This is a genomic window from Metabacillus litoralis (assembly GCF_020524045.1).
Lineage (GTDB): Bacteria > Bacillota > Bacilli > Bacillales > Bacillaceae > Metabacillus > Metabacillus litoralis_C.
Genome location: NZ_JAIVKL010000001.1, coordinates 561,251 through 583,629, shown reverse-complemented (window position 1 = coordinate 583,629; position 22,379 = coordinate 561,251). Strand labels below are relative to the sequence as shown.

21 protein-coding genes are annotated in these 22,379 nt (G+C 32.6%); 13 read left to right on the top strand and 8 right to left on the bottom strand.

Annotation, left to right across the window (positions count from 1 at the left end; all coding sequences use genetic code 11):
* The first annotated feature begins 271 nt into the window (after positions 1-271).
* The 7 genes from LC076_RS02755 to LC076_RS02725 all read left to right on the top strand — a co-directional run bounded on the left by LC076_RS02755 (position 272) and on the right by LC076_RS02725 (position 7,889).
* Positions 272-964, top strand: a complete 693-nt coding sequence (locus tag LC076_RS02755) for a Yip1 family protein (protein WP_226665980.1) — start codon at positions 272-274, stop codon at positions 962-964.
* Complete coding sequence (locus LC076_RS02750) at positions 964-2,082, top strand: efflux RND transporter periplasmic adaptor subunit (RefSeq protein ID WP_226665978.1); 1,119 nt, start codon at positions 964-966, stop codon at positions 2,080-2,082. Before LC076_RS02755 ends, LC076_RS02750 begins: the two co-directional genes overlap by 1 nt.
* Entirely contained in the window at positions 2,079-2,765 is a 687-nt protein-coding gene (locus LC076_RS02745; RefSeq protein WP_226665977.1) for an ABC transporter ATP-binding protein, read from the top strand. The genes LC076_RS02750 and LC076_RS02745 overlap by 4 nt, the downstream gene beginning before the upstream one ends.
* Positions 2,762-3,955, top strand: coding sequence for an ABC transporter permease (locus tag LC076_RS02740; RefSeq protein ID WP_226665975.1), 1,194 nt, complete (start codon positions 2,762-2,764; stop codon positions 3,953-3,955). The genes LC076_RS02745 and LC076_RS02740 overlap by 4 nt, the downstream gene beginning before the upstream one ends.
* A 587-nt stretch (positions 3,956-4,542) precedes the next feature.
* Complete coding sequence (pfkB, locus tag LC076_RS02735) at positions 4,543-5,472, top strand: 1-phosphofructokinase (protein WP_226665973.1); 930 nt, start codon at positions 4,543-4,545, stop codon at positions 5,470-5,472.
* Positions 5,469-7,331, top strand: coding sequence for a PTS fructose transporter subunit IIABC (locus tag LC076_RS02730; protein WP_226665970.1), 1,863 nt, complete (start codon positions 5,469-5,471; stop codon positions 7,329-7,331). Before pfkB ends, LC076_RS02730 begins: the two co-directional genes overlap by 4 nt.
* A gap of 132 nt (positions 7,332-7,463) precedes the next feature.
* Entirely contained in the window at positions 7,464-7,889 is a 426-nt protein-coding gene (locus LC076_RS02725) for an organic hydroperoxide resistance protein (protein ID WP_226665968.1), read from the top strand.
* 795 nt (positions 7,890-8,684) lie between these two features.
* Here LC076_RS02725 and LC076_RS24310 read toward each other — a convergent pair.
* A complete protein-coding gene (locus LC076_RS24310; protein ID WP_319005470.1) occupies positions 8,685-8,885 on the bottom strand; it encodes a DUF2306 domain-containing protein in 201 nt (66 codons plus the stop codon).
* 141 nt (positions 8,886-9,026) lie between these two features.
* On the opposite strand from LC076_RS24310, the gene lepB reads away from it, so the two are divergent.
* On the top strand, positions 9,027-9,587 hold the full coding sequence (gene lepB, locus LC076_RS02715; RefSeq protein ID WP_226665966.1) for a signal peptidase I: 561 nt from the start codon (positions 9,027-9,029) through the stop codon (positions 9,585-9,587).
* A gap of 387 nt (positions 9,588-9,974) precedes the next feature.
* On the top strand, positions 9,975-10,925 hold the full coding sequence (locus LC076_RS02710; protein ID WP_226665965.1) for a DUF4349 domain-containing protein: 951 nt from the start codon (positions 9,975-9,977) through the stop codon (positions 10,923-10,925).
* Positions 10,926-10,928: 3 nt separating this feature from the next.
* Here LC076_RS02710 and LC076_RS02705 read toward each other — a convergent pair whose 3' ends face one another.
* A complete protein-coding gene (locus LC076_RS02705; RefSeq protein WP_226665963.1) occupies positions 10,929-11,189 on the bottom strand; it encodes a hypothetical protein in 261 nt (86 codons plus the stop codon).
* 576 nt (positions 11,190-11,765) lie between these two features.
* Between LC076_RS02705 and LC076_RS02700 the strand changes: the two genes are divergently transcribed.
* A complete protein-coding gene (locus tag LC076_RS02700; protein ID WP_226665962.1) occupies positions 11,766-12,659 on the top strand; it encodes a CPBP family intramembrane glutamic endopeptidase in 894 nt (297 codons plus the stop codon).
* A gap of 105 nt (positions 12,660-12,764) precedes the next feature.
* Here LC076_RS02700 and LC076_RS02695 read toward each other — a convergent pair whose 3' ends face one another.
* Positions 12,765-13,193, bottom strand: a complete 429-nt coding sequence (locus LC076_RS02695; RefSeq protein ID WP_226665961.1) for a hypothetical protein — start codon at positions 13,191-13,193, stop codon at positions 12,765-12,767.
* A gap of 263 nt (positions 13,194-13,456) precedes the next feature.
* On the opposite strand from LC076_RS02695, the gene LC076_RS02690 reads away from it, so the two are divergent.
* The gene (locus LC076_RS02690; protein ID WP_226665960.1) at positions 13,457-15,076 is read left to right on the top strand and encodes an ABC-F family ATP-binding cassette domain-containing protein; all 1,620 of its coding nucleotides are present in this window, start codon (positions 13,457-13,459) and stop codon (positions 15,074-15,076) included.
* A gap of 246 nt (positions 15,077-15,322) precedes the next feature.
* On the top strand, positions 15,323-16,234 hold the full coding sequence (locus tag LC076_RS02685) for a ketopantoate reductase family protein (RefSeq protein WP_226665959.1): 912 nt from the start codon (positions 15,323-15,325) through the stop codon (positions 16,232-16,234).
* A 150-nt stretch (positions 16,235-16,384) separates the two neighbouring features.
* Here the strand turns inward: LC076_RS02685 and LC076_RS02680 are convergent, their stop codons facing one another.
* Positions 16,385-17,302 (bottom strand): CobW family GTP-binding protein, encoded by a 918-nt coding sequence (locus LC076_RS02680; RefSeq protein WP_226665958.1) that lies wholly within the window; start codon positions 17,300-17,302, stop codon positions 16,385-16,387.
* A gap of 78 nt (positions 17,303-17,380) precedes the next feature.
* Positions 17,381-18,613 (bottom strand): aminopeptidase, encoded by a 1,233-nt coding sequence (locus LC076_RS02675; RefSeq protein ID WP_226665957.1) that lies wholly within the window; start codon positions 18,611-18,613, stop codon positions 17,381-17,383.
* 165 nt (positions 18,614-18,778) lie between these two features.
* On the opposite strand from LC076_RS02675, the gene LC076_RS02670 reads away from it, so the two are divergent.
* On the top strand, positions 18,779-19,942 hold the full coding sequence (locus LC076_RS02670) for an acyl-CoA dehydrogenase family protein (RefSeq protein ID WP_226665956.1): 1,164 nt from the start codon (positions 18,779-18,781) through the stop codon (positions 19,940-19,942).
* A gap of 149 nt (positions 19,943-20,091) precedes the next feature.
* On the opposite strand, the gene LC076_RS02665 is transcribed toward LC076_RS02670, so the two are convergent.
* From LC076_RS02665 to mreBH, 3 genes are all read right to left on the bottom strand, one after another.
* Complete coding sequence (locus LC076_RS02665; RefSeq protein ID WP_226665955.1) at positions 20,092-20,358, bottom strand: hypothetical protein; 267 nt, start codon at positions 20,356-20,358, stop codon at positions 20,092-20,094.
* Between the two features lie 29 nt (positions 20,359-20,387).
* On the bottom strand, positions 20,388-20,549 hold the full coding sequence (locus tag LC076_RS02660; protein WP_413465927.1) for a protein YkpC: 162 nt from the start codon (positions 20,547-20,549) through the stop codon (positions 20,388-20,390).
* Positions 20,550-21,155: 606 nt separating this feature from the next.
* Entirely contained in the window at positions 21,156-22,163 is a 1,008-nt protein-coding gene (gene mreBH, locus LC076_RS02655) for a rod-share determining protein MreBH (RefSeq protein WP_226665952.1), read from the bottom strand.
* Between the last annotated feature and the right edge of the window lie 216 nt (positions 22,164-22,379).

The following is a 22,379-nucleotide window of genomic DNA, read 5'->3' as shown; positions in this document are numbered from 1 at the left end:
TACCTTCATGGAGTGTTGCTTACTTACTCTAGTCATATCAATTATAAACAGATAATAAAACAAAACTATTAGTTATAGAAAAGAAGGACTGCAGCTTTTTAGTTCTTCTTTTTCTATGTTTAGAGGTCTTTGTAGCTTTGTATTAGAGCAAAATAATTTTGAATTACTAATATGGGAAAAAATTTAAAGAAATTATCTTCCTAATATTTGAAACCATTTATAGCATTTTCCGTATTAGTAATTGATTACAATTTTCGGAGGGATTTTTATTATGCAAAGTGAAACAAATATGCAGCAAGAAGAGATTCAAACTAAAAAACCATCAGTATTTGGTATGGTTTTTAGTCCAGTGGAACAGTTTGAAAGAATGAAAGAAAAACCTGTCATTTGGCTACCTTTAATTGCTTTATCAATTATTTCAATGATCGTAACAATATTGGTTACGCTAAATCTTGAGGTTGATTATGGATCTATGACAGGTATTGAAATGACGCCTGATGAAATAGCTGTGATGGAAACTATTAACTTAGTAATAGCCATTTTAGGTGGATTATTGGGAACTCCTTTTAGCTATGTGATTTTTGCTTTAATTTTATACGGTATATCAAGAATAGCAAAATCTAAAGTTGGTTTTAAGCAAATGTTCTCACTTGTTATTTTTGTAAGCTTTATAAGTGTAATAGGTCAAGTAATTAATCAGTCAATTATCATAGCTATTGGTGGGGATCCTGTCGTTTACTTGACGAGTTTAAATAGCTTTATTGAAGCTAAAGGCGCTCTAGGTGGAATATTGAGTGGGATTGAAGTGTTTAGTATTTGGTATTATATCTTATTAGGAATAGGTTTAGTCAAGGTTGCTAATTTATCAAAGGCAGCATCATATACAATCACCATTATTTTCTATTTAATTATGCTAATTATTGCTGCAATGAGTGGTGTATTTCAAGGGATGTCACCATTCTAATGAAGAGAAAAAATTGGATTATTATAAGTGTTATTACATTAATTATCATATTAGTAGGGACGAACGTTATTAGAACGTTATCAAAGGAAACCCCTGAGGTTAAAACAGCTACTGCGGGTGAACGTGAAATAACGGGAAGCATTATGATACCAGGTACACTATCATTAAAAGAAGAGAAATTTATTTACTTAGATCCTGAAAAAGGAAAAATAGCTGAGATTCTTGTGAAAGAAGGAGACAAGGTTGAAAAAGGCTCAGCATTATTACGCTATGATAATGAACAATTGCAATTAGAAAAGAAACAGAATGCATTGTCACTCGAATCTTCTTATTTACGAATTAATCAAATTAAAAATCAACTAAATGATCTTGAAGAAAAAGAAGAAGACTTGGAAAAACAAATTGGTGAAAAAGAAGCTGAAAAACAGATAGAAAGTGAACGAAATCAATTAAATATTGATTTAAAAATGGCAGACATTGAAGCAAGACAAATACTTCTTCAAAAAGAAACAATTGAGAAGAAACTTGGAGAGTTAGAAGTGAAAAGTGAATCTTCTGGATCGGTTATAACAATTAATTCAGATGCGCTAACAACACAATCGCAAAATCCTATCATCCATGTTGGTAAAATAAATGAGTTTGTTGTAAAAGGTACGATTTCAGAATACGATTCTTTGAAAATTAAAGAAAAGCAATCTGTCACTCTTAAATCAGATGTGATACCTGATAAAACATGGAAGGGTGCTGTGGAATCTGTAAGCCTTTTACCAGAGCAATCGAATTCTGTTATGGGAAATGAAGATCAAGCTGTTCAATATCCGATAGAAGTTAACTTACAAGATAAAAAAATAGAAGCAAAACCGGGATTTAAGCTTATTATGGAAATTGAAACAGAAAAAAGAAAAGCTCTGACGATTCCGTTAGAAGCTGTTAAACAAGATGGTGAGATTCAATTTGTATATATTGTTGAAGATGGTAAAGCGATTCACAAAGAAGTAGAGATGGGTACAGCTAGTGGTGATTTTATCGAAGTTAAAAAGGGACTTAATAAGGGTGATAGCGTTATTGTTAATCCTTCGAAAAACTTGGTAAATAATATGGAAGTGACAGTTGAATGATAGAACTTACTTCTATTACAAAAAGCTATAAAGTAGGTAATGATACTTTAGATGTGTTAAGAGGAATTGATCTAACGATATTGACTGGAGAATTTGTAGCAATTATGGGTCCCTCAGGTTCAGGTAAGTCTACATTAATGAATGTGATTGGCTGTTTAGATAATCCAACATCGGGTAACTACTTTCTTGATAATGAAGATATTTCAATATATGAAGATGAAAAACTTGCTAAGGTAAGAAATTTATCGATTGGCTTTGTTTTCCAACAATTTCAATTATTGCCGAGATTAACAGCACTGAAAAATGTCGAGTTACCGATGGTTTATGCAGGCTTAAAGAAGAAGGACCGAGAAGCACGTGCGAGACACGCACTTAATAAGGTAGGATTAGCAGATCGCATAAATCACTTACCAAATGAATTGTCAGGTGGGCAGAAACAGCGTGTCGCTATAGCCCGTTCCATTGTAAACGATCCGAAAATTATTTTAGCTGATGAACCAACAGGTGCACTAGACAGTAAAACAAGTGTTTCAATTATGGAGCATTTTACTCAACTTAATAAAGAGGGAACAACAGTTATCCTTGTTACTCATGAAAAAGAAGTTGCTGAATATGCAAAACGTATCATTACAGTAAGAGATGGAATCATTCTCTCCGATGAAAAGCGGGGGGAAGCATTATGAGTTTACTAGAAAATATTAAAATGGCATTAACCTCTGTGCTTGCTCATAAATTGCGCTCAATCTTAACAATGCTTGGTATTATAATCGGTGTGGCGTCAGTTATTTTAGTTGTTGCCATTGGTCAAGGTGGAGAGCAGTTATTAAAAACGTCAATAACTGGTCCAAGTAACACGATCGAAGTTTATTATGAGCCAAGTGAAGAGGAATTATTGTCAAATCCGAATGCATACATGAATGCAGCATTTACACAGGAAGACGTGACTTCCTTAAGAAGTATTCCTGAAGTTGGAAAAGTTGTTGCCTCATCTTCTGAATTCTATAAATCTCGCTATCGTGAAGAATCAGTAGATACAAGTGTGTTAGGTGTTAATCAGGATTATATAGAAGTCAATGAATTAAATATCCAATCAGGTCGAAATCTATTTGAATCAGATTTCATCGGAGGTACCCGAGTTGGTGTGATTAGCGAAAGTTTAAAATCAGAGGTGTTTATTGATGTAAACCCCATTGGTGAGGTTATTTGGGTTAATGGTCAACCAATTGAAATTGTAGGCGTGTTAGAAAAAACAACAGGATTATTTTCTTTTGGTGCAATGGAAGTTTATATTCCATGGAATACGTATCGTACATCTTTTGGTAAAAATGATTATAACCAAATTACATTACAAGCTAAAGATCCTGATTCCATGCAAGAAATTGGGGATAAAGCTACATCACTGTTAAATACGTCACATAATACAGAAGAATCATACAAAGTATTTAATATGGAAGAAATGGCAGAAGGAATTGGCCAAATCACGAGAATAATGACTCTTATTATTGGATCTATAGCTGGTATTTCCCTTTTAGTTGGTGGTATTGGTGTGATGAATATTATGCTCGTTTCAGTAACTGAACGTACGAGAGAAATTGGTATTAGAAAAGCATTGGGTGCAACAAAGCGTCAGATTTTAATACAGTTTCTTATTGAATCTGTCACATTAACTTTAATTGGTGGAATGATAGGGATTTTACTTGGTGCTATTGCAGCAAATGTTGTTTCTATTTTTGCAAAATGGCCACCGCTTATTTCTTGGCAGGTTGTTTTAGGTGGTTTGCTTTTTTCAATGCTCATAGGAATTGTCTTTGGCTTGCTACCAGCAAACAAGGCTGCACGACTTAGTCCAATTGAATCACTGCGATATGAATGATTATAATCCTCGTTGTGGAATACTACTTATTAAAGTAGTGATCTATAACGAGGATTTTTTTTATACAATACATACTCATCGTGATAGAAATTGAATGAATGTGATCGATTTTTATTTAGGAGGTTTGCATACTGCTAATGGATTAATATGTAAGTATATTACCTATTTTTAAACTCCTGTTTGATTGACTAATCAGTAGTTCCCCCTTAGTGGTTTTTTGTTCATTCTGAAGTTGATATCTTAAAAGCCGATGCTTATGAATTCATTTATAGAGGAAGGACGTGCAGACAAATGTCTTGACTACATATTAAAATATGACGTCTTTTGGTAGAATGAAAGAATTATTATAATAAAATATGATTGTTTATGATAAAAAATAATTGATTTTGATTGTTTGTGATTGTATAATAACAATATAAATAAATGAATTCGCTTACAAATAGTTGGTAATCTTCAATTAATGTTGATACTTAATTGCCATTGGTTAGTTTCTATATTCTAATAAGCTATTCATTAAAAGCTAATTAAGAGTAAATATGAATGATAAGCAGATTTTAAAAAAATAAAGCAATAAAGGTCGTGAAGACATGATTTATACCGTGACTTTAAATCCATCAGTTGATTATATTACAGAAGTTACACAGTTCGAATTAGGAGCATTAAACCGTACTGCTTCAGATACGAAATTTCCAGGTGGAAAAGGAATTAATGTATCACGTGTAATGAAACGATTAGGTGTTGAATCAAATGCATTAGGGTTTGTCGGAGGGTTTACTGGCGAGTATGTAAAAGAATTTCTAACAAAAGAAAACATTCAAACAAGTTTTATACGTGTTAAGGGTGATACAAGAATCAATATTAAGTTAAAAACCGGAATTGAAACAGAAATCAATGGGTTAGGGCCATCTATTTCTGATACTGAGTTAGCTAAATTTCTAGAGATCTTTCAGAAAATGGAGAAAGAAGATATTGTCGTTTTAGCTGGAAGCATTCCCGGGACATTACCTACAACTATATACAATGAAATAATCTCAATTTGTAGAGAAAAAGACATAAAAGTAGTTGCAGATGTTTCTGGTGAGGCTTTACGAGAAATTATTACTGAAAAGCCATTTCTAATTAAACCAAATCATCATGAGCTAGGTGAATTGTTTGAAACACAGATTACTTCTATGAAAGAAGCACTTTATTATGGTGAAAAACTAGTTGATCAAGGCGTAGAACATGTCATTGTTTCACTAGCTGAAAAAGGTGCAATTCTAGTTACTAAAAACAATCATTATATTGCGAATGTTCCAAAAGGCAAAGTCTTAAATTCTGTAGGAGCTGGTGATTCAGTTGTTGGTGGATTTATGAGTGCAATTTCTAAAAATCACTTAACAGAGGAAGCTTTTAGGATTGGTGTAGCTTCAGGAAGTGCAACAGCTTTTTCTTTAGAGTTGTGTACAAAAGAAAAAGTAGAGGAGTTATTACCTCAAGTCAATATAAAGAAAAAGATAGAGGGGGAAATAAGATGAGAATAACAGAATTATTAACTAAAGATACAATACATCTTACTATTCAATCAACAACGAAGGGGGATGTTGTTAAAGAGTTAGTTGAGGTATTAGATAAAGCTGGAAAGTTGTCAAATAAAGCAGCTTATGAGCGTGCCGTACTAGACCGTGAAAAACAAAGTACAACTGGGATTGGTGATGGTATTGCTATTCCTCATGCTAAAACAAATGCTGTCAAGTCACCAGCAATCGCATTTGGTCGCTCTTTAAAAGGAGTTGATTACGACGCGTTTGACGGTCAGCCTAGTACTTTATTCTTTATGATAGCAGCAACAGAAGGTGCAAATAATACACATTTAGAAGCGTTATCAAAGCTCTCAACTATTTTAATGAAACAAGAAGTAAGAGAAAAACTATTAGCAGCAAAATCAGAAAATGATATTTTAGCAATTATAGATAAATATGACGTTGAAGAAAAAACGGAAGAAGTTTTAGAATCTCGGAAGGGTAAAATATTAGCAGTAACAGCCTGTCCAACAGGTATTGCACATACGTATATGGCAGCAGATTCGTTAAAAGAGCATGCTAAAAATATGAACTTATCAATTAAGGTTGAAACAAATGGTTCTGGTGGTGCGAAAAATGTATTAACTGCTGCTGATATTGAAGAAGCAACAGCCATTATTATTGCAGCTGATAAACAAGTAGAAATGGAACGTTTTAAGGGTAAGCATGTTGTTATTGTTCCTGTTGCAGACGGGATTAGAAAGCCAAAAGAATTATTAGAACGTGCAGTAAAACAAGATGCACCTATTTACCAAGGTAGTGGCGGAGATAGTAAGAAAGAAGAAAGTGGTAATCAACGAACAGGCTTTTACAAGCATTTAATGAATGGTGTTTCAAATATGCTTCCATTTGTTGTAGGTGGAGGGATTTTAATTGCATTATCATTCATGTTTGGTATACAAGCAGCTAATCCAGATCATGAAACATATAACAGATTTGCTGAAGCATTAAGTACTATTGGTGGTGGTAATGCATTTGGATTAATGATACCAGTATTAGCCGGATTCATTGCTTTAAGTATTGCAGATCGACCAGGATTAGCACCAGGTATGGTCGGTGGATTTATGGCAGCTCAAGGTGGAGCAGGTTTCTTAGGTGGTTTAATTGCAGGATTCTTAGCAGGTTATATCGTAGTATTATTGAAAAAACTATTAGCTGGAATGCCTGCGTCTTTAGAAGGAATTAAGCCGGTGTTACTATATCCTGTATTAAGTATTTTCGCTGTAGGTATGGTTATGTTTTTTGTTGTTAATCAACCAGTAAGTGCATTAAATGTTGGTATTAGTAATTTCTTAGGTGATTTAGGAACAGGTAATCTAGTTCTTTTAGGTCTTATACTAGGCGGAATGATGGCAATTGATATGGGTGGTCCAATCAATAAGGCAGCATTTACATTTGGTATAGCAATGATTGATGCGGGTAACTTTGCACCACATGCTGCTGTTATGGCAGGTGGGATGGTACCGCCACTCGGAATTGCTATTGCAACAACAATTTTTCGTAACAAATTCACGAAACGTGAACGTGAAGCAGGTATTACTTGTTATGTGATGGGGGCATCTTTTATTACAGAGGGTGCGATACCTTTTGCTGCAGCTGATCCAGCTCGTGTTATTCCTTCTGTGATTACTGGCTCTGCTGTAGCAGGTGCATTAGCAATGTTCTTTGGTAATGGATTACGTGCTCCTCATGGTGGTGCATTTGTTATCCCGCTTGTTGAAGGTAACCCATTGTTGTATTTAGTAGCTATTTTAATTGGATCAATTATTACAGCAATCATGCTTGGTTTGTTAAAAAAGCCAGTAATTGAATAAATGATATAAAAAGCTGACAAGAGACGAATTTACTTTGGATCTTGTCAGCTTTTTGGTATTTAAGGATTAAAACTTTACGAAAAGGGTAAAGTTTAATAGTAATAAATATTTGAAAGAAAGGAATGATCGTTCATGTCAAACGTTTTATTTACTTCTACTGCCACAGCTGTAGGTGGAAGAGAAGGAAGAGTAGAATCTTCTGACGGTAATATTAATGTAAAACTTGCAATGCCAGGTTCACCTAGAGCAAAGGAGATACCAGAGGCAACAAATCCGGAACAACTTTTTGCATCAGGATATGCAGCATGTTTTGATGGAGCGTTACAATTAATCGCTAAGAAAGAAAAAGAGAATTTTGAATCTGAAGTAACTGCGAATGTAAGTCTTTTAAAAGACGAAACAGACAATGGATTCAAACTTGGAGTAACATTAGAAGTAAAAGGAACAGGAATTGAAAAATCAAAATTAGAAGAGCTTGTAGAAAAAGCACACGAATTTTGTCCATATTCTAAAGCAACAAAAGGTAATATTGATGTGACACTAAATGTTGTATCATAAAAACTTCATTTGTTTGAATGAATTTTACATACAATCTTTTTATTGCTAATGCTTTAGAGTGATCAGAAATTTAGGGGAAATTAAACCTTCGTTTCTGATCGCTTTTTATTTTGATTATATTAAGCGGTGAATTTTAAATCTTTGTTGATTGGGGGTTAATACATGAGACTCCTGCGAGACGAGCGCGTTCCTAAAGATTAACATTTTTTCCTAGAGAAAAAACAAACTACATTTTTTCCTAGAGAAGTGAATGCCTGTAACGGAACAACAATGGTAAACAGTGCCTTATTTTTAGTTATATATTCATTTAGTGTTTATTAAATTTTTTTGTGTAATAAATTCCCAATCCTATGATAATGGGTGTGATAAAAATTGTAGGCAAAAACCATAATACCATATTAACAGAATTTATATTTAGTAAACGAGGTGCGCCAAAAACAGTAAAAGCTGTAATTGTTGATATACAGCAGGCGAGCATACCTGAAAAATGTTCGAACCACCAGTGCATCTTTTTATGTGGTTTTCTTAACCAATATAATAATTGAGTTGCACCTAGAAAAATCCCTACAAGAGGAAACCAGGAAAGTAATGAAGAGTTAATTATAAACCCGTAAATACTAATAGCTATACCTGAGGTGAACAATAAAACTGGGTAAGCTAAATCAAGTAGATTAGTATGAGTATGTGTTCGGGTCTTAAAGCGTAAAACTCTCATTCCATAATAAGCAGATGCAGAACTTAAAATGCTTATAAAAATAAGAAACCAGGAAAAGGATATTTGCTCTGGAGAGGATTTTATATCAATAAATATTCGATAAAGCCCATGTAAAATGCACTAATGGCAACAACAATCATTCCATAAATATAAAGCCAGCCAAAACGAGTATGAAGTTTCCCACCTTTTTTTGTGATGATTGGAACCCAGAATACAAATAGAGCAACAAATCCTCCAATTATGTGTAAAACTCTTAAAGAGTTAAAGATAAATTCCATCACATACAAACCCCCACTAATTAACATCCCTATACAATCTAATTGTAAGAGATTTGTCAAAAAAATAAAGGGTTTTTTATTTTTTTAGCAAATAAAATATAATAAAGGTATAATGATAAAAGAGCTTATATAGGAGGATTCATTATGTCGCAAACCGAAACAGAATCATCAAAAGCAAAGATTTGGGAATGGACGAAAGCAATTGTTTTAGCAGTAGGGTTGGCGATGATTATCAGATTCTTTTTATTTGAACCGTATTTAGTAGAAGGATCTTCAATGGACCCTACGTTAAAGGACGGAGATCGTCTATTTGTCAATAAAACATTGCAATTCATAGGAGATATTGAAAAAGGTGATATTGTCATTATTGATGGCAAAGAAGAAAAAATACGTTATGTAAAAAGAATTATTGGCTTACCTGGTGATAAAATAACAGCAGAACAAGGTAAAGTATATGTTAATGATCAAGAAATCACAGAGCCGTACTTAGAAGGAAATGAAACCCATGCAGAACAAATGGGTATGTTGTTAACTAGCGATTTTGACGAGATTGAGGTTCCACAAGGAAGCTATTTTGTTATGGGAGATAATCGATTGAATAGTATGGATAGTAGAAATGGATTAGGGTTGATTGAAAAAGAACGTATCCTTGGAAAATCAGAGTTTATCTTTTTTCCTTTTGATCATTTAAGTAAAACAGAATAAAATAAATTTAAGCCGAATGGACATATATCATGTTCATTCGGTTTTTTTGTGGTTTTTTTGGAAATGAAAATTTAATTCAAGTACTTTGGATAAGCTTTGTGACATCTGTCTTAAGTGCCTAGCTCTATTATTACATAATAATATGTAATAATTTTGTAACATTTCTTTACCGGTTGCGACTAATAAATAAAGATGGATTATTTTGTTACTTCTAAGTTTTCATAGTAGATAATTCAAGGATCTATATTATCTACTTTTATTTGGTGAAAATTCTTAGAATCGTTTATATTGAAAAGTTGGATTTTTTGTCATCTGTAATCCATTTATTAAAAAAAGCTGATATTGACTGCTTAGGTTACAAAGTAACTTTTAAAAGGATGTGATGAAATGAAGAAATTCCTGTTCGTAAGTTCTCTATTTTTAATTTTTACGATTTTCACAGGTTGTAGTAGTAGTAGCACTGAGGAAAGTAAAGACAAATTAGATAGCGGAAGTATTGAAAGTACTGCTCCAGAGCACGCTGAAGATAAGGAAATGGCTACAATTGATAACTCTTCAAAGGAAGAAGAAAATATTGAAAAAGAAACCCCAACTTCTTCTGAGCTAGATGACATCAAAAATGAGAGAATGGTTATCTATACAGCCGATCTATCTATTCTTGTATCAAGCTATGATCATACACTTACTTTTATAGAAAATGAAGTCATTTCTCATAGCGGATATATCGTTGAATCAAATTCATATTCGATAGATGAAGGTGAATCAGTAGAAGGAACGATTACAGTTCGGATCCCACAAGAAAAATTCCATGAATTTCTTCAATCAGTTGAGAAAGGTAGTACCAAAATTATAAACAAATCAATTGTAGGTCAAGATGTGACAGAGGAGTTTGTTGATCTTGAATCAAGGTTGAAATCAAAACAAGTTGTTGAAAAACGTCTAGTAGATTTTATGGAAAAGGCTGAGAAAACGGAGGACCTTTTAAAAATTTCGACTGATTTGGCTACTGTTCAAGAAGAGATTGAGCAAATAAAAGGAAGGATGAATTATTTAACTAATAAAGTGAATTTAGCAACTGTGTCTATTCATGTGTCTGAAAATAAAGTAAACATACCAGCATTAGATAATAAAGACTTAAATACATGGGAGAAAACTGGGAAACAATTTATGGAAAGTGTGAATTTTCTCTTGAACTTTGTATCTGCACTAATTATTTTCATTATTGGTAGTTTACCTGTATTACTTGTTTTAGGTGGTTTTGTAATCGTGACACTAATTACGATGAAAAAGCGCAGAAAAGCTAAGGAATTAAAACCACCTAAACCAAACGATGAATAAGTACTAAATAGCGAGTATTGTTAAAAGTAGCATAGTAATAAATATCGTTCCTAGAATAGAGGCTACACTAAACAAAAGTGACGGTTTTTTATCTATTATTCCATATCGGGGAAGAATTTTTTTAGTTGATATATTAATCACGATATAAATAAAGATAACACCAACGACAAATGTAATCCCGTTTGAGTGAAATCCAAGGAATGCAAAATAAATTCCAGAGAAGAAAATTAATAAACAATATTCGATTAATGTTTGTATTTTCATGCTGTACTCCTTTACATGTAGATAGCTCATTTTAACATATATTCTCTTAGTCGTAGCAAGCAAACTAACTAAATGCCATTATGGTTTTTTAAAAAGTACGATTCTTCTTAAGGAGAATAATGAAAAAGCCCAACTACCGGCTTTTTCAAAGTGCAAATTCTTCCTAGAGAAAGTGAATGTCTGTAACGGAAATTAACAGCAACGTTTAATAAATCAAATAGTTAAAGCAAAACGCTCGAAGTATTTATCAATCGAGCGTTTTGCTGTGAAAAATAATTTTATAGTCATTATTTTCTAATTCAAAAGACCATATAGATCAGGGTTATTTAAATATCAATCCAAGTTCAATTGATAATGAGATTCTAAATCAAAAATTTTCGCCTATATAACTGAGTTAAATAAAATGTATTTACATATTTTAAAAGTAACAAGTATCATATATGATGTTAATATCTGTTAATTTCTTATAATTAACAAACAGAATCCAATTGGTACTATATTAATTAAACATGGAAAATTAGGAGGATAATTTTACCATCCTATTATTCTGTCAATCTTATAAAGAGGAGAATTTAAATGGAACCAAATTTTATTAAGATTACAAATGGGAAAAATACACATTGGAGGTATATCAGTTCTTTACTAGTAATTCTAGCTTTTATGTTTATTGTTGGTTTAATCGGTTATGTTATTAGTTTATTTATAGCTGGAGCAATTAACCCTGAACTTATTAATGTAAATGATATGGTTATAACCGATCCTTTAGTTGATTTTTATCTAACTCATATTATAAACATCATAACTGTTATTGGTATCTGGATTGCAGCTAGAGCAATTCTAAAAAGGAAATTAATTTCATTTATAACACCTTATGATAAGATTAATTGGTCAAAGATTACATATGGATTTTTAGTAGCTTTTATATTATTTGCTATCTTTTCATTGGTAGACTATGCACTTTTTCCAGATGATTATATGTTGAATAATTTTGATGGATCTCGTTTTGCATGGTTATTGATTGCTGCAATTTTACTGGTACCCATTCAAACAACATCTGAAGAACTTATTTTTAGAGGGTTTTTATTGCAATGGATCGGTAAGTTTACAAAAAATCCAATACTTTTAACGATCGTTGTTGGTGGAATTTTTGGTAGCTTACATTTTTGGAATCCTGAGATGGAGCATGGAGCTATTTGGATCGCTATCGATTATTTAGCGATGGGGTTTATATGGACTTATATAACAATTAAAACAAATAGTTCAGAATACTCAATAGGTGCTCATGCAGCTAATAATATGTTTTTATGTATCTTTTTAACAATGGAAGATACAGTTGTAGGTGATATTCCGTCATTATTTGTTTTGACTAATGTGAATGCTATGTCTTCGGCGATAACAACAGTCATAATAGGTTTAGTCTTTTCATTTATTGTACTTAGGAAAAATAATAGAGAAAATAAAATATCTTAACGAATGAGTTAATCATCATATTGTGAATTTATAGCATAAGACTTCGTTAAAAAGTTGAATAATTTTCATTAATTACCATATTAGAGACGAAAAGCAACCCTTCATTTAAGTTGGGTTGCTCTGGATTTTTCGTTCATTCAATATATCTTTAATAATAGTCGAATGAATTGCTGCCCAAGCCTTCTCGCGAAAATGGAGTATCACGCTAGAAGTTAAAATGAGTAAATATACTGTAATAAAAATGATGAACGGCATACTTCCATTTTGAAATAATACTTCCTGTAGTTTCTTTGAAAATAGAAATAATAGCCAGGGACCTGATGAAACAAAAACTGGTATCATCCCCATGCCGTTTTTCTCTTTTAAAATACGATAGTAAATTTTTTCAAGGGTTGAGCTCTTCTGGTTAAGATAAAATGCTTTTATTTCCTCGATTTCAATTAATTCCTCTAACTCATCTAATGATTGATTTTGATTTTGGGCTTCTTTGAACTTTATATATAATTTATGAGCATCACCACGTGATGAAAACATGTTGCAACCTCCATTCCCTAAGATAAATCCTTAACAAATTTAGAAGAAATTATTCGTGTTTTTTTTGTGTTATGGTTAAACTTGTTAGTGTTTTAGCTAATAATGGTTTGGTTCTGAAAATAAATGCTAAGGTAGCACTTTTATAATTAGTAGATAAGGTAGGATAAACTTTAAGTGTATGTAAAGTTCGCTCCTTTATACGTATAAAAATTAGTCTTTAAGTGTTATAATTATTTAGATGTTAAAGTATTGGAGGATATTTCATGATTCAAGTTACAAATGTTAGCTTACGATTCGGTGATCGCAAGCTTTTTGAAGATGTTAATATTAAATTTACTCCGGGCAACTGCTACGGATTAATTGGAGCAAATGGAGCGGGTAAATCTACGTTTTTAAAAATATTATCAGGTGAGATTGAAGCACAAACAGGTGATGTGAGTATGGCACCTGGTGAGCGATTAGCTGTATTGAAACAAAATCACTTTGAATATGAAGAGTTTGAAGTTCTAAAAACAGTGATCATGGGACATAAACGTCTTTATGAAGTTATGCAAGAAAAAGATGCTATCTATATGAAAGCAGATTTTACGGATGAAGATGGAATGAAAGCAGCTGAATTAGAAGGCGAATTTGCTGAATTGAATGGTTGGGAAGCTGAAAGTGAAGCAGCTATTCTGTTAAAGGGTCTAGGCATAGGGGAAGATCTTCATACGAAAAAAATGGCTGATTTATCAGGTGGAGATAAAGTCAAGATTTTGTTAGCGCAAGCTCTTTTCGGTAAACCTGATGTATTACTTCTTGATGAGCCTACAAACCATCTTGATATTCAAGCTATTCAATGGTTAGAGGAATTTTTAATTAACTTTGAAAATACCGTTATTGTTGTTTCCCATGACCGTCATTTCTTAAACAAGGTATGTACTCATATTGCTGACTTGGATTTTTCTAAAATCAAAGTTTATGTTGGAAACTATGATTTCTGGTACGAATCAAGTCAATTAGTTGCAAAATTAGGTCAAGAAGCCAATAAGAAAAAAGAAGAAAAAATTAAAGAACTACAGAATTTCATTGCCCGATTTAGTGCAAATGCATCTAAGTCAAAACAAGCAACATCTCGTAAAAAGTTACTCGATAAAATCTCTTTAGATGATATTCAACCATCTTCTAGACGCTATCCTTACGTTAACTTCACTCCAGAGCGAGAAATTGGAAATGACGTTTTACGTGTAGATGGTATATCTAAAACAATCGATGGTGTGAAGGTATTAGATAACATTAGTTTCATGATGAATAAGGAAGATAAGATTGCCTTAGTAGGTCGTGATGAGATAGCTATTACAACATTATTTAAAATTTTATCTGGTGAAATGGAACCTGATAGTGGAACATATAAATGGGGTGTTACAACATCACAAGCTTATTTCCCAAAAGATAATAGTGAATATTTTACTGGAGATGAACCAAACCTTGTTGATTGGTTACGTCAGTATTCTCCAAATGATCAAAGTGAAAGCTTCCTACGTGGATTTTTAGGACGTATGCTCTTCTCAGGAGAAGAAGTTCTTAAGAAACCAAGTGTTTTATCAGGAGGAGAGAAAGTACGCTGTATGCTTTCTAAAATGATGCTTAGTGGTTCAAATGTTTTACTATTAGATGAACCAACAAACCATTTAGATTTAGAGTCTATAACAGCACTGAATAATGGTTTGACTGTTTACAAAGGTGCGATGATCTTTACTTCTCATGACCATCAATTTGTCGAAACAATTGCTAATCGTATTATTGAAGTAACTTCTAATGGTTTGGTTGATAAGCAAATGACATATGATGAGTTTTTAGCAGATAGTACTGTTCAAAAACAAGTGAAAGAACTATACGCTTAATTAGAATTATTAAATGTAAGATTATACTTAATAAAAGCAAAGTAAAGAGATAGAAGATAACTTTTGTTAAATTCTATCTCTTTTGCTATGCTTTTTCCTGAAAATAGTCTGCCTAAAGTTTAAAGTGTTACAAAAATATTGATAACAAAGTATTTTGCAGATAAGAATATTGTTTGAATTCCTTTTAATTTTGATTGCTTAAATAGTAAGATAAACACATAGCAAAAAAAAGGGGAGATGAGCTCTATGAAAGTTTTAGTTGTTGGTGCTGGTGCAGTTGGAGGTTATTTTGGTGCCAGATTAGTAGAATCAGGGGTAGATGTTACTTTCTTAGTAAGGGAAAGACGTCAACAACAATTAAAAGAAAATGGACTTACGATTAAGAGTGTTCATGGTGATTATACATTTGCACCGAAAACATTGTTAAATACCAATCAAAACGAAGAGCATTATGATATTGTACTTATTGGAACAAAATCCTATCATTTTCAACAAGCTGTTGAAGATATAAAACCATTTGTAGGGAGTAAGACAGTTATTATTCCAATGTTAAATGGAATAAAGCACTTAGATGTTCTTATGACAACATTTTCAGAAAATCAAATAATAGGTGGTTTATGTTTTATAGAATCTACTGTTGATCAACATGGTGTAATTGTGCAGACAAGTGCAACTCATGATTTTGTCTATGGAGAGCTTACCGGAAAAGAAACAGATAGAATGACAAAGATTAATAATTTACTTTCGAAAACAAAAGCTTCAATAAGAAAAAGTGATACAATTCTAAAGGATATGTGGCATAAATATATGTTTATTAGTGGACTTTCAGGCATCACAACATTGTTTCGTTCGAGTATTGGTCCTATAAGAGAAGCTAAATATGGTTTAGAGATGATAGAAAATCTTTTTATTGAAATTGGATCAGTTATGCGAGCAGTTGGTGCACCGATCGATGATAATATTGAGAAGATACAATTACAAAAAATTAATGAAATGTCTTATGAAATGAAAACCTCTATGCAAAGAGATATGGAAAAGAATGATTATATTGAAGGAGATCATTTGCAAGGCTATCTATTAACTTTAGCTGAAGATAATAATATTCATACACCTTATTTGAAAATGGTTTATTCTAATCTATCTACATATAATTTATAGGATTTCAAATAAATAAGAGGAGACATCCAGGGTAGTTATGGTTGTCTCCTAATTTTGATGAAAATTTTAACTTGTGTTGTTGTTTAGCCTGAGCGTCTTTTGACATTTAGGCAGTGAACAACAATGTATGAATAAGCTAAAAGTCTAATTTTATGAGTTTTCCAAAAGTGTCAGTTTTTCTTTTAACATTTTATGATCTAAATCTTGACCGATAAATACAAGTGTTTGTTTCCTTTTTATAGGTTCTTTCATATATAGTGGCATTCCATAGGAATATTGGAAAAGGTAGCTTTCTTTAGAGTGAGTGAAGCCAATATAACCTTTAATTCTATAAATAGTTTCTGGCATGTTCCTTAAAAATTGTTCAAAATCACTCAAGTCAATTGAGTTTGTAAATGTATACACATAAGTTCGTAAATGAAGTTTTTCATGTACATGTGCTGTTTCATGCTGTTTTTTATCATTCATTTGTTTAGGTTGTATCATTGCTAGGGGTACTTTTGCAAAGTTAGTCATTAAAAGTTTCCCATTAGTGTTCAAAGCTTGGATTTCAGATACAATGGCAGCCTTTTCATCCTCAGAAATCGAATCAATTTTATTTAATAAAATAACATCAGCATGTTGTACTTGTTCAACTAGTAGCTTCCGTAACTGAATATTTAATTTAGAGCGATCTTTCCATCTTTTCGCATCTACAATTGAAATGATCGCTTTAACATTTAGTTTTTCTGCAAAAAGAGGTGAAAGACAGGCATCTAAAACCTCTATCGGATGTGCAACACCAGTTGTTTCGATATATATTGCATCAAGTTCATATTCTCGTAACATGTTTTCAAGTTGTACTTCAAGTTGACCTTGAATTGTACAACAAACACAGCCGTTTAATAGTTCTTTTAAGGGTGTTTCTTTTGATACTGCATCAGAGTCAATCGAAACTTCACCAAGTTCATTCATAATAACGGCGATTTTCCTTTGTTGTTGCTGTTCTTGCAATAATATATTTTGTAGTAAGGAAGTTTTTCCTGCGCCTAAAAAACCTGATAAGATATACACTTCAACTGTTTTCATATTTAATTCCCTTCATTCGTATGTTTAAGAAACAAAAAGGGCCTGACTAAAAAGCCTGACCCCTAATTCTTTAATAACTTAAAATGCCCACGTTCCTTTACGGAATATAGCTTCTGATGAACCATCTTCTGAAATTCCGTCGATATCCATATCAGCAGATCCTATCATAAAGTCTACATGTGTAATACTTGAGTTAACACCAACTTTTTCGAGTTCTTCTCGAGACATTTTCTTCCCACCTTCAACACAAAATGCATAGCCATTTCCAATTGCTAAATGGTTTGATGCATTTTCATCAAATAGGGTGTTGTAGAATAAAATACCTGATTGAGAAATAGGTGAATCATGAGCCACCAAGGCAATTTCTCCTAAGTAGTGTGAACCTTCGTCAGTTTCAACTAGTTGTTTTAACACTGCTTCACCTTTTTCAGCTGATACAGAAATGATACGACCGTTTTCAAACGTTAATTTAAAATTGTCAATTAGATTTCCACTATAGCTAAGTGGTTTTGTGCTTTGAACGACTCCGTTTACACCATTTCGAAGGGGAACGGTGAATACTTCTTCAGTAGGCATATTCGCCATGAAGAAATTTCCTTTTTCATTTTCACTACCTGCACCCACCCATGTATGTGTGTCATGTAGTTCAATCGTTAAATCTGTTCCATTAGATTTATAGTGTAGTTTTTTATATCTTTTGTTATTTAAATAATCAACCTTTTTATGTAAGTTATCATTGTGGTTTTGCCATGCTTCAACAGGATTTTCTTGATCAATACGGGTTGTTTTGAAAATAGCTTCCCATAGTTTTTCAATTTGTTTGTCTTCTGCTTCTTCTGGAAAAACCTTAGCTGCCCATTCTTTAGAAGCAGCTGCAATCACTGTCCAACTTGCTTTATCAGCTTGTAAATAATTACGATATTTCGTTAATGCCATACCAGCAGCTTTAGTTGAAAGAGCAATTCTTTTAGGATCTATTCCACTTAATAGATCAGGATCAGATGAAATGATTGACATGAATGCGCCATCATTTTCAGCAAGTGTTTCTAATCCTCTTGCTTTCCATTCTGGATAGTCATTTAATGCGTCTTCAGATGCTAGCTCAAATCGAGTTCTTGTAATCATATCATCATGCCATTCCACATAAACGTTTCTTGCTCCTGCTTCATAAGCTTTTTTGACAACAAGACGAACAAACTCTGCTGTTTCTGTTGATGCATTTATGGTTAAGTTTTGATTTTGTTGGATATTTACACCAACACGTACTGCTAATTCAGCATATTTTTCTAAATTCATTTGAAAATTAGACAATAATAACCCTCCTATTTTGTGTAGATTATGTACTATGTATTTTTGGGCTTTCAACTCATTTTATCAAAATAATGATAAGAATGAAAAGAGTTAGCTTATTAGTAAGTCAAAATACTTTGAGTTAAAAGAGAAAGTATATAAAATAATAGATAATGAGGTGATTAAGTGAATTATCTAGATGAACAATTTATTAAAAGTGATAACCAAAAGAAATTGCTTACAAAAACAGATGGATTGTGTAAAGAATTTTCATTATTAGCTGATAAACATGATCAAGAAGGTAGTTTTCCTTTTGATAATTTTAAACGTTTAAAGGAAGAAGGCTATTTAAGGCTGACAATACCAGGTGAGTTTGGTGGGTATGGTGCATCACTTTATGAATTTTTATTAGTACAAGAGAAAATTGCACAAGGTGATGCACCTACTTCTTTATCATTGGGATGGCATTTAGGGTTAATTATGCACTTAAGAGAAACACAAAAGTGGGATATTGAGACTTTTAAGAATGTATGTAAAGAAATTATTAATGAAAATAAATTAATAAATAGTGCAGCTACTGAGCCGAACTCTGGAAGTCCAGCAAGAGGTGGAAAGCCTGAAACCCTTGCCTCAAAAAGAGATGGAAGATGGATTATAAATGGGAAAAAGATTTTTACATCATTAGCACCAGCATTGGATTATTTTATCGTACCAGCAACCATTGAAGAAACAGGTGAAATAGGGGACTTTCTTATTCCAAGATCAGCAAAAGGCCTATCCATCGAAGAAACTTGGAATACACTTGGTATGCGTGGAACAAGAAGTGATGATCTTCTGTTACAAGAAGTTGATCTACCTGAAGAGGCATTAGTTGAAAGAAAACAAAAAAAGGAGAAACCTTCTGCACAAGGTTGGTTACTCCATATTCCAGCATGTTATATAGGGATTGCGATTGCTGCGAGAAATGAGGCTGTGAAATTCGCGAAAACTTATCAGCCAACTAGTCTTACACATCCAATTAAAGAGGTCCCAGAGGTAAGAAGAAAAGTAGCAGAGATGGACTTAAAGTTAACGATGGCAAGAACTTTTATGTACTCGACTGCTGAAAAATGGGATGCATTACCAGAAGATCGATCTAATATGGCTTATGATTTAGCTGCTACAAAAACAATTGTCACAAATGCAGCAGTTGAAGTAGTTGATTTAGCAATGAGAATAGTAGGAGGACAGAGTTTATTTAATTCGAATCCACTTCAAAGATATTATCGTGATGTTAGAGCAGGGTTGCACAATCCTCCTTCAGATGATATTACTTTAAAGATTTTAGGTGATCGAGCTTTTAGAGAGTAAGTAGTAAACTCTGATAAATAGTATAATCTAAAATGGTTAAACATCTACCTAAAAGATAACAATGTGCAAAATAGATGAAAGCGACGATTAAAAAGCATTCTAGCGTGTATAATCACTCTTGAATGCTTTTGAATTTGCCATATTTCCTTTTAAACTTCACTTGCAATAGTCATAATGTACATAACCCCACTGCCGAATATTAAGATGCCTATAATATACATATTGATTATCGCACCAATTAATCCTTTTTTAGATATCATTGAACAAAACGAATAGGTAAAACCCAACAATAATAAGACGACAAAAACGGAAAGTGTATATGTACCTATCAAGTCAGTTATAAGTAATACTATTGCTAAAATTGGAAAACTAAACGGTATGAACTGATAAAGTATCGAATTGTTACCCCTGTTCACTGAAAATGAACCTCCTTTTTAAAAGTTTCTTACTCTCCTTGAACTTGAACAATTTCATTATTAGAAGTCGGATTTGTTGGCATATTTGCTAACGAAACACTCATTCCTCCCATAATAATGACTGCTAAAGTTAAACTAATGATAAATCGTCTACTAAGATCTCTCACAAATGAACCTCCTATTATACTCATTTATTAGACGTGGTAATATGACAGAAAGTTTCAAGATTTTAACATACACCACATATTTCTTTTACTATAAAATTCTTTTAAATAACCTAAGTAGAATTAAAAGTAATTATTCGTTTTCACTCCAAATTTGGTTATATAGCAACAATCGTTCAGAAAGTCGGCTTTTCACTAAAAACACCTTTACTCATTACTATTAAGCCAGATATAACTTATTCGAAAATATAAGAAATGATGCTAAAAAAGTTGTAAAGTTTATGTAAATATTATGAAGTTTTATATTTTAACACGTATCGGTAATAAGTACCTGGCTACAATCAACCTAATTTTCACTTTTTCATCGAACTTTAAGTTATCTTATAAGCAACTTCTTTTTAAAAGGCTCTTTTCTTAAAGATTGTTGCTAATTGACCTTATTATGCAGTGGAAACATTGTTGTTATAGCAAAATAGGTACTATCTTATAAAGAAAAGATGCCACTGTGCTTTATATAGTGCTTTTTACTTGGAGTTGTTAAAGCAACAAAGTATACGAAAACAGCCTTTTAAAAAAACTTAAAGCTCTCGAAGGAGAACTTTAAGTTGAACTGTGGTATATATTATTTAATTATTATTTTGCAGCTTTAAGTAATTTGTTAATTACAGATAATGATCTACCAGTACCAATGGCCACAGATTCTAACGGGTTGGGTGCTATATGAACAGGTACATCCATCTCTTCACTAACCCATTCTTGAAGTCCTTTCAACAATGCACCACCACCAGTAAGAATAACACCACGATCGACAATGTCTCCGCTGAGCTCAGGAGGACAATCTTCTAATGTTGCTCTTATAGCCTCTAATATATGTAATAGAGACTCTCTCATAGCATCTTGCATCTCAACAGAAGATACAAAAATTGTTTTAGGTAGTCCTGTTACTAAATCTCTGCCACGTATCTCCATTTCTGCCTTTTCGTGAGAGACAAGAGCATGACCAATTTCTGTTTTCATTTGTTCAGCTGTTCGTTCACCTATAAGAAGATTGTAATTTTTTCTAACATATTGAACAATGTCTTCGTCCATCTGATCTCCTGCTATTCGAATGGAGTGACATGTGACAACACCACCAAAAGAAATGATAGCGACTTCTGTTGTACCTCCTCCAATATCCACTATGACATTAGCGATTGGTTCTTCAACTGGTAAATCAGAACCTATTGCGGCTGCTACAGGTTCTTCAATTAGATGGACATGTTTTGCACCTGAACTTCTTATTGCATCTTGTATGGCTCTTCTCTCCACTGAAGTGGCACCGGAAGGGGTACATACCACAACTGTAGGTTTTCTAATAGACATGCCAAGCTTTCGAGAAACAATTTTCATTATATGTTTTAGCATCTCTGTTGTAACATCATAATCTGCAATAACACCATCTTTTAAGGGTCTAATCGCGATAATCTTTCCGGGTGTTTTCCCAATCATTTCTTTTGCTTCAGATCCTACTGCTAGAACTTTTTTTGTTGTTGTGTCAATGGCAACAACAGAAGGTTCATTAAGAATTATTCCTTTATTTTTTGTATAAACAAGTATATTAGCGGTTCCTAAATCAATTCCAATTTCATTATTGTTTAACATGACAATACCTCATTTCTTAACTCTTTCTTAAATAATTTGGAGAATGCTGTTGGTTTGTGTAGGTTGACATCTTATTGTAATCAAACTGTCATCAATTTAACGTTTTAAGATTTTACTAAAATAACTTTCTTTACTGAATAAAAGCTTTAAAGCGAAAGTGATTTAAAAAGGGATAGAAGATAGTTATAAAGTTAGATTTATCCTGTTTGAAATGTG

What these genes read in the sequence shown, in the direction of transcription:
- LC076_RS02755 (WP_226665980.1), top strand. Translation starts at nt 272, where the DNA reads ATGCAAAGTGAAACAAATATGCAGCAAGAAGAGATTCAAACTAAAAAA.
- LC076_RS02750 (WP_226665978.1), top strand. Translation starts at nt 964, where the DNA reads ATGAAGAGAAAAAATTGGATTATTATAAGTGTTATTACATTAATTATC.
- LC076_RS02745 (WP_226665977.1), top strand. Translation starts at nt 2,079, where the DNA reads ATGATAGAACTTACTTCTATTACAAAAAGCTATAAAGTAGGTAATGAT.
- LC076_RS02740 (WP_226665975.1), top strand. Translation starts at nt 2,762, where the DNA reads ATGAGTTTACTAGAAAATATTAAAATGGCATTAACCTCTGTGCTTGCT.
- pfkB (WP_226665973.1), top strand. Translation starts at nt 4,543, where the DNA reads ATGATTTATACCGTGACTTTAAATCCATCAGTTGATTATATTACAGAA.
- LC076_RS02730 (WP_226665970.1), top strand. Translation starts at nt 5,469, where the DNA reads ATGAGAATAACAGAATTATTAACTAAAGATACAATACATCTTACTATT.
- LC076_RS02725 (WP_226665968.1), top strand. Translation starts at nt 7,464, where the DNA reads ATGTCAAACGTTTTATTTACTTCTACTGCCACAGCTGTAGGTGGAAGA.
- lepB (WP_226665966.1), top strand. Translation starts at nt 9,027, where the DNA reads ATGTCGCAAACCGAAACAGAATCATCAAAAGCAAAGATTTGGGAATGG.
- LC076_RS02710 (WP_226665965.1), top strand. Translation starts at nt 9,975, where the DNA reads ATGAAGAAATTCCTGTTCGTAAGTTCTCTATTTTTAATTTTTACGATT.
- LC076_RS02705 (WP_226665963.1), bottom strand. Translation starts at nt 11,189, where the DNA reads ATGAAAATACAAACATTAATCGAATATTGTTTATTAATTTTCTTCTCT.
- LC076_RS02700 (WP_226665962.1), top strand. Translation starts at nt 11,766, where the DNA reads ATGGAACCAAATTTTATTAAGATTACAAATGGGAAAAATACACATTGG.
- LC076_RS02695 (WP_226665961.1), bottom strand. Translation starts at nt 13,193, where the DNA reads ATGTTTTCATCACGTGGTGATGCTCATAAATTATATATAAAGTTCAAA.
- LC076_RS02690 (WP_226665960.1), top strand. Translation starts at nt 13,457, where the DNA reads ATGATTCAAGTTACAAATGTTAGCTTACGATTCGGTGATCGCAAGCTT.
- LC076_RS02685 (WP_226665959.1), top strand. Translation starts at nt 15,323, where the DNA reads ATGAAAGTTTTAGTTGTTGGTGCTGGTGCAGTTGGAGGTTATTTTGGT.
- LC076_RS02680 (WP_226665958.1), bottom strand. Translation starts at nt 17,302, where the DNA reads ATGAAAACAGTTGAAGTGTATATCTTATCAGGTTTTTTAGGCGCAGGA.
- LC076_RS02660 (WP_413465927.1), bottom strand. Translation starts at nt 20,549, where the DNA reads ATGAGTATAATAGGAGGTTCATTTGTGAGAGATCTTAGTAGACGATTT.
- mreBH (WP_226665952.1), bottom strand. Translation starts at nt 22,163, where the DNA reads ATGTTAAACAATAATGAAATTGGAATTGATTTAGGAACCGCTAATATA.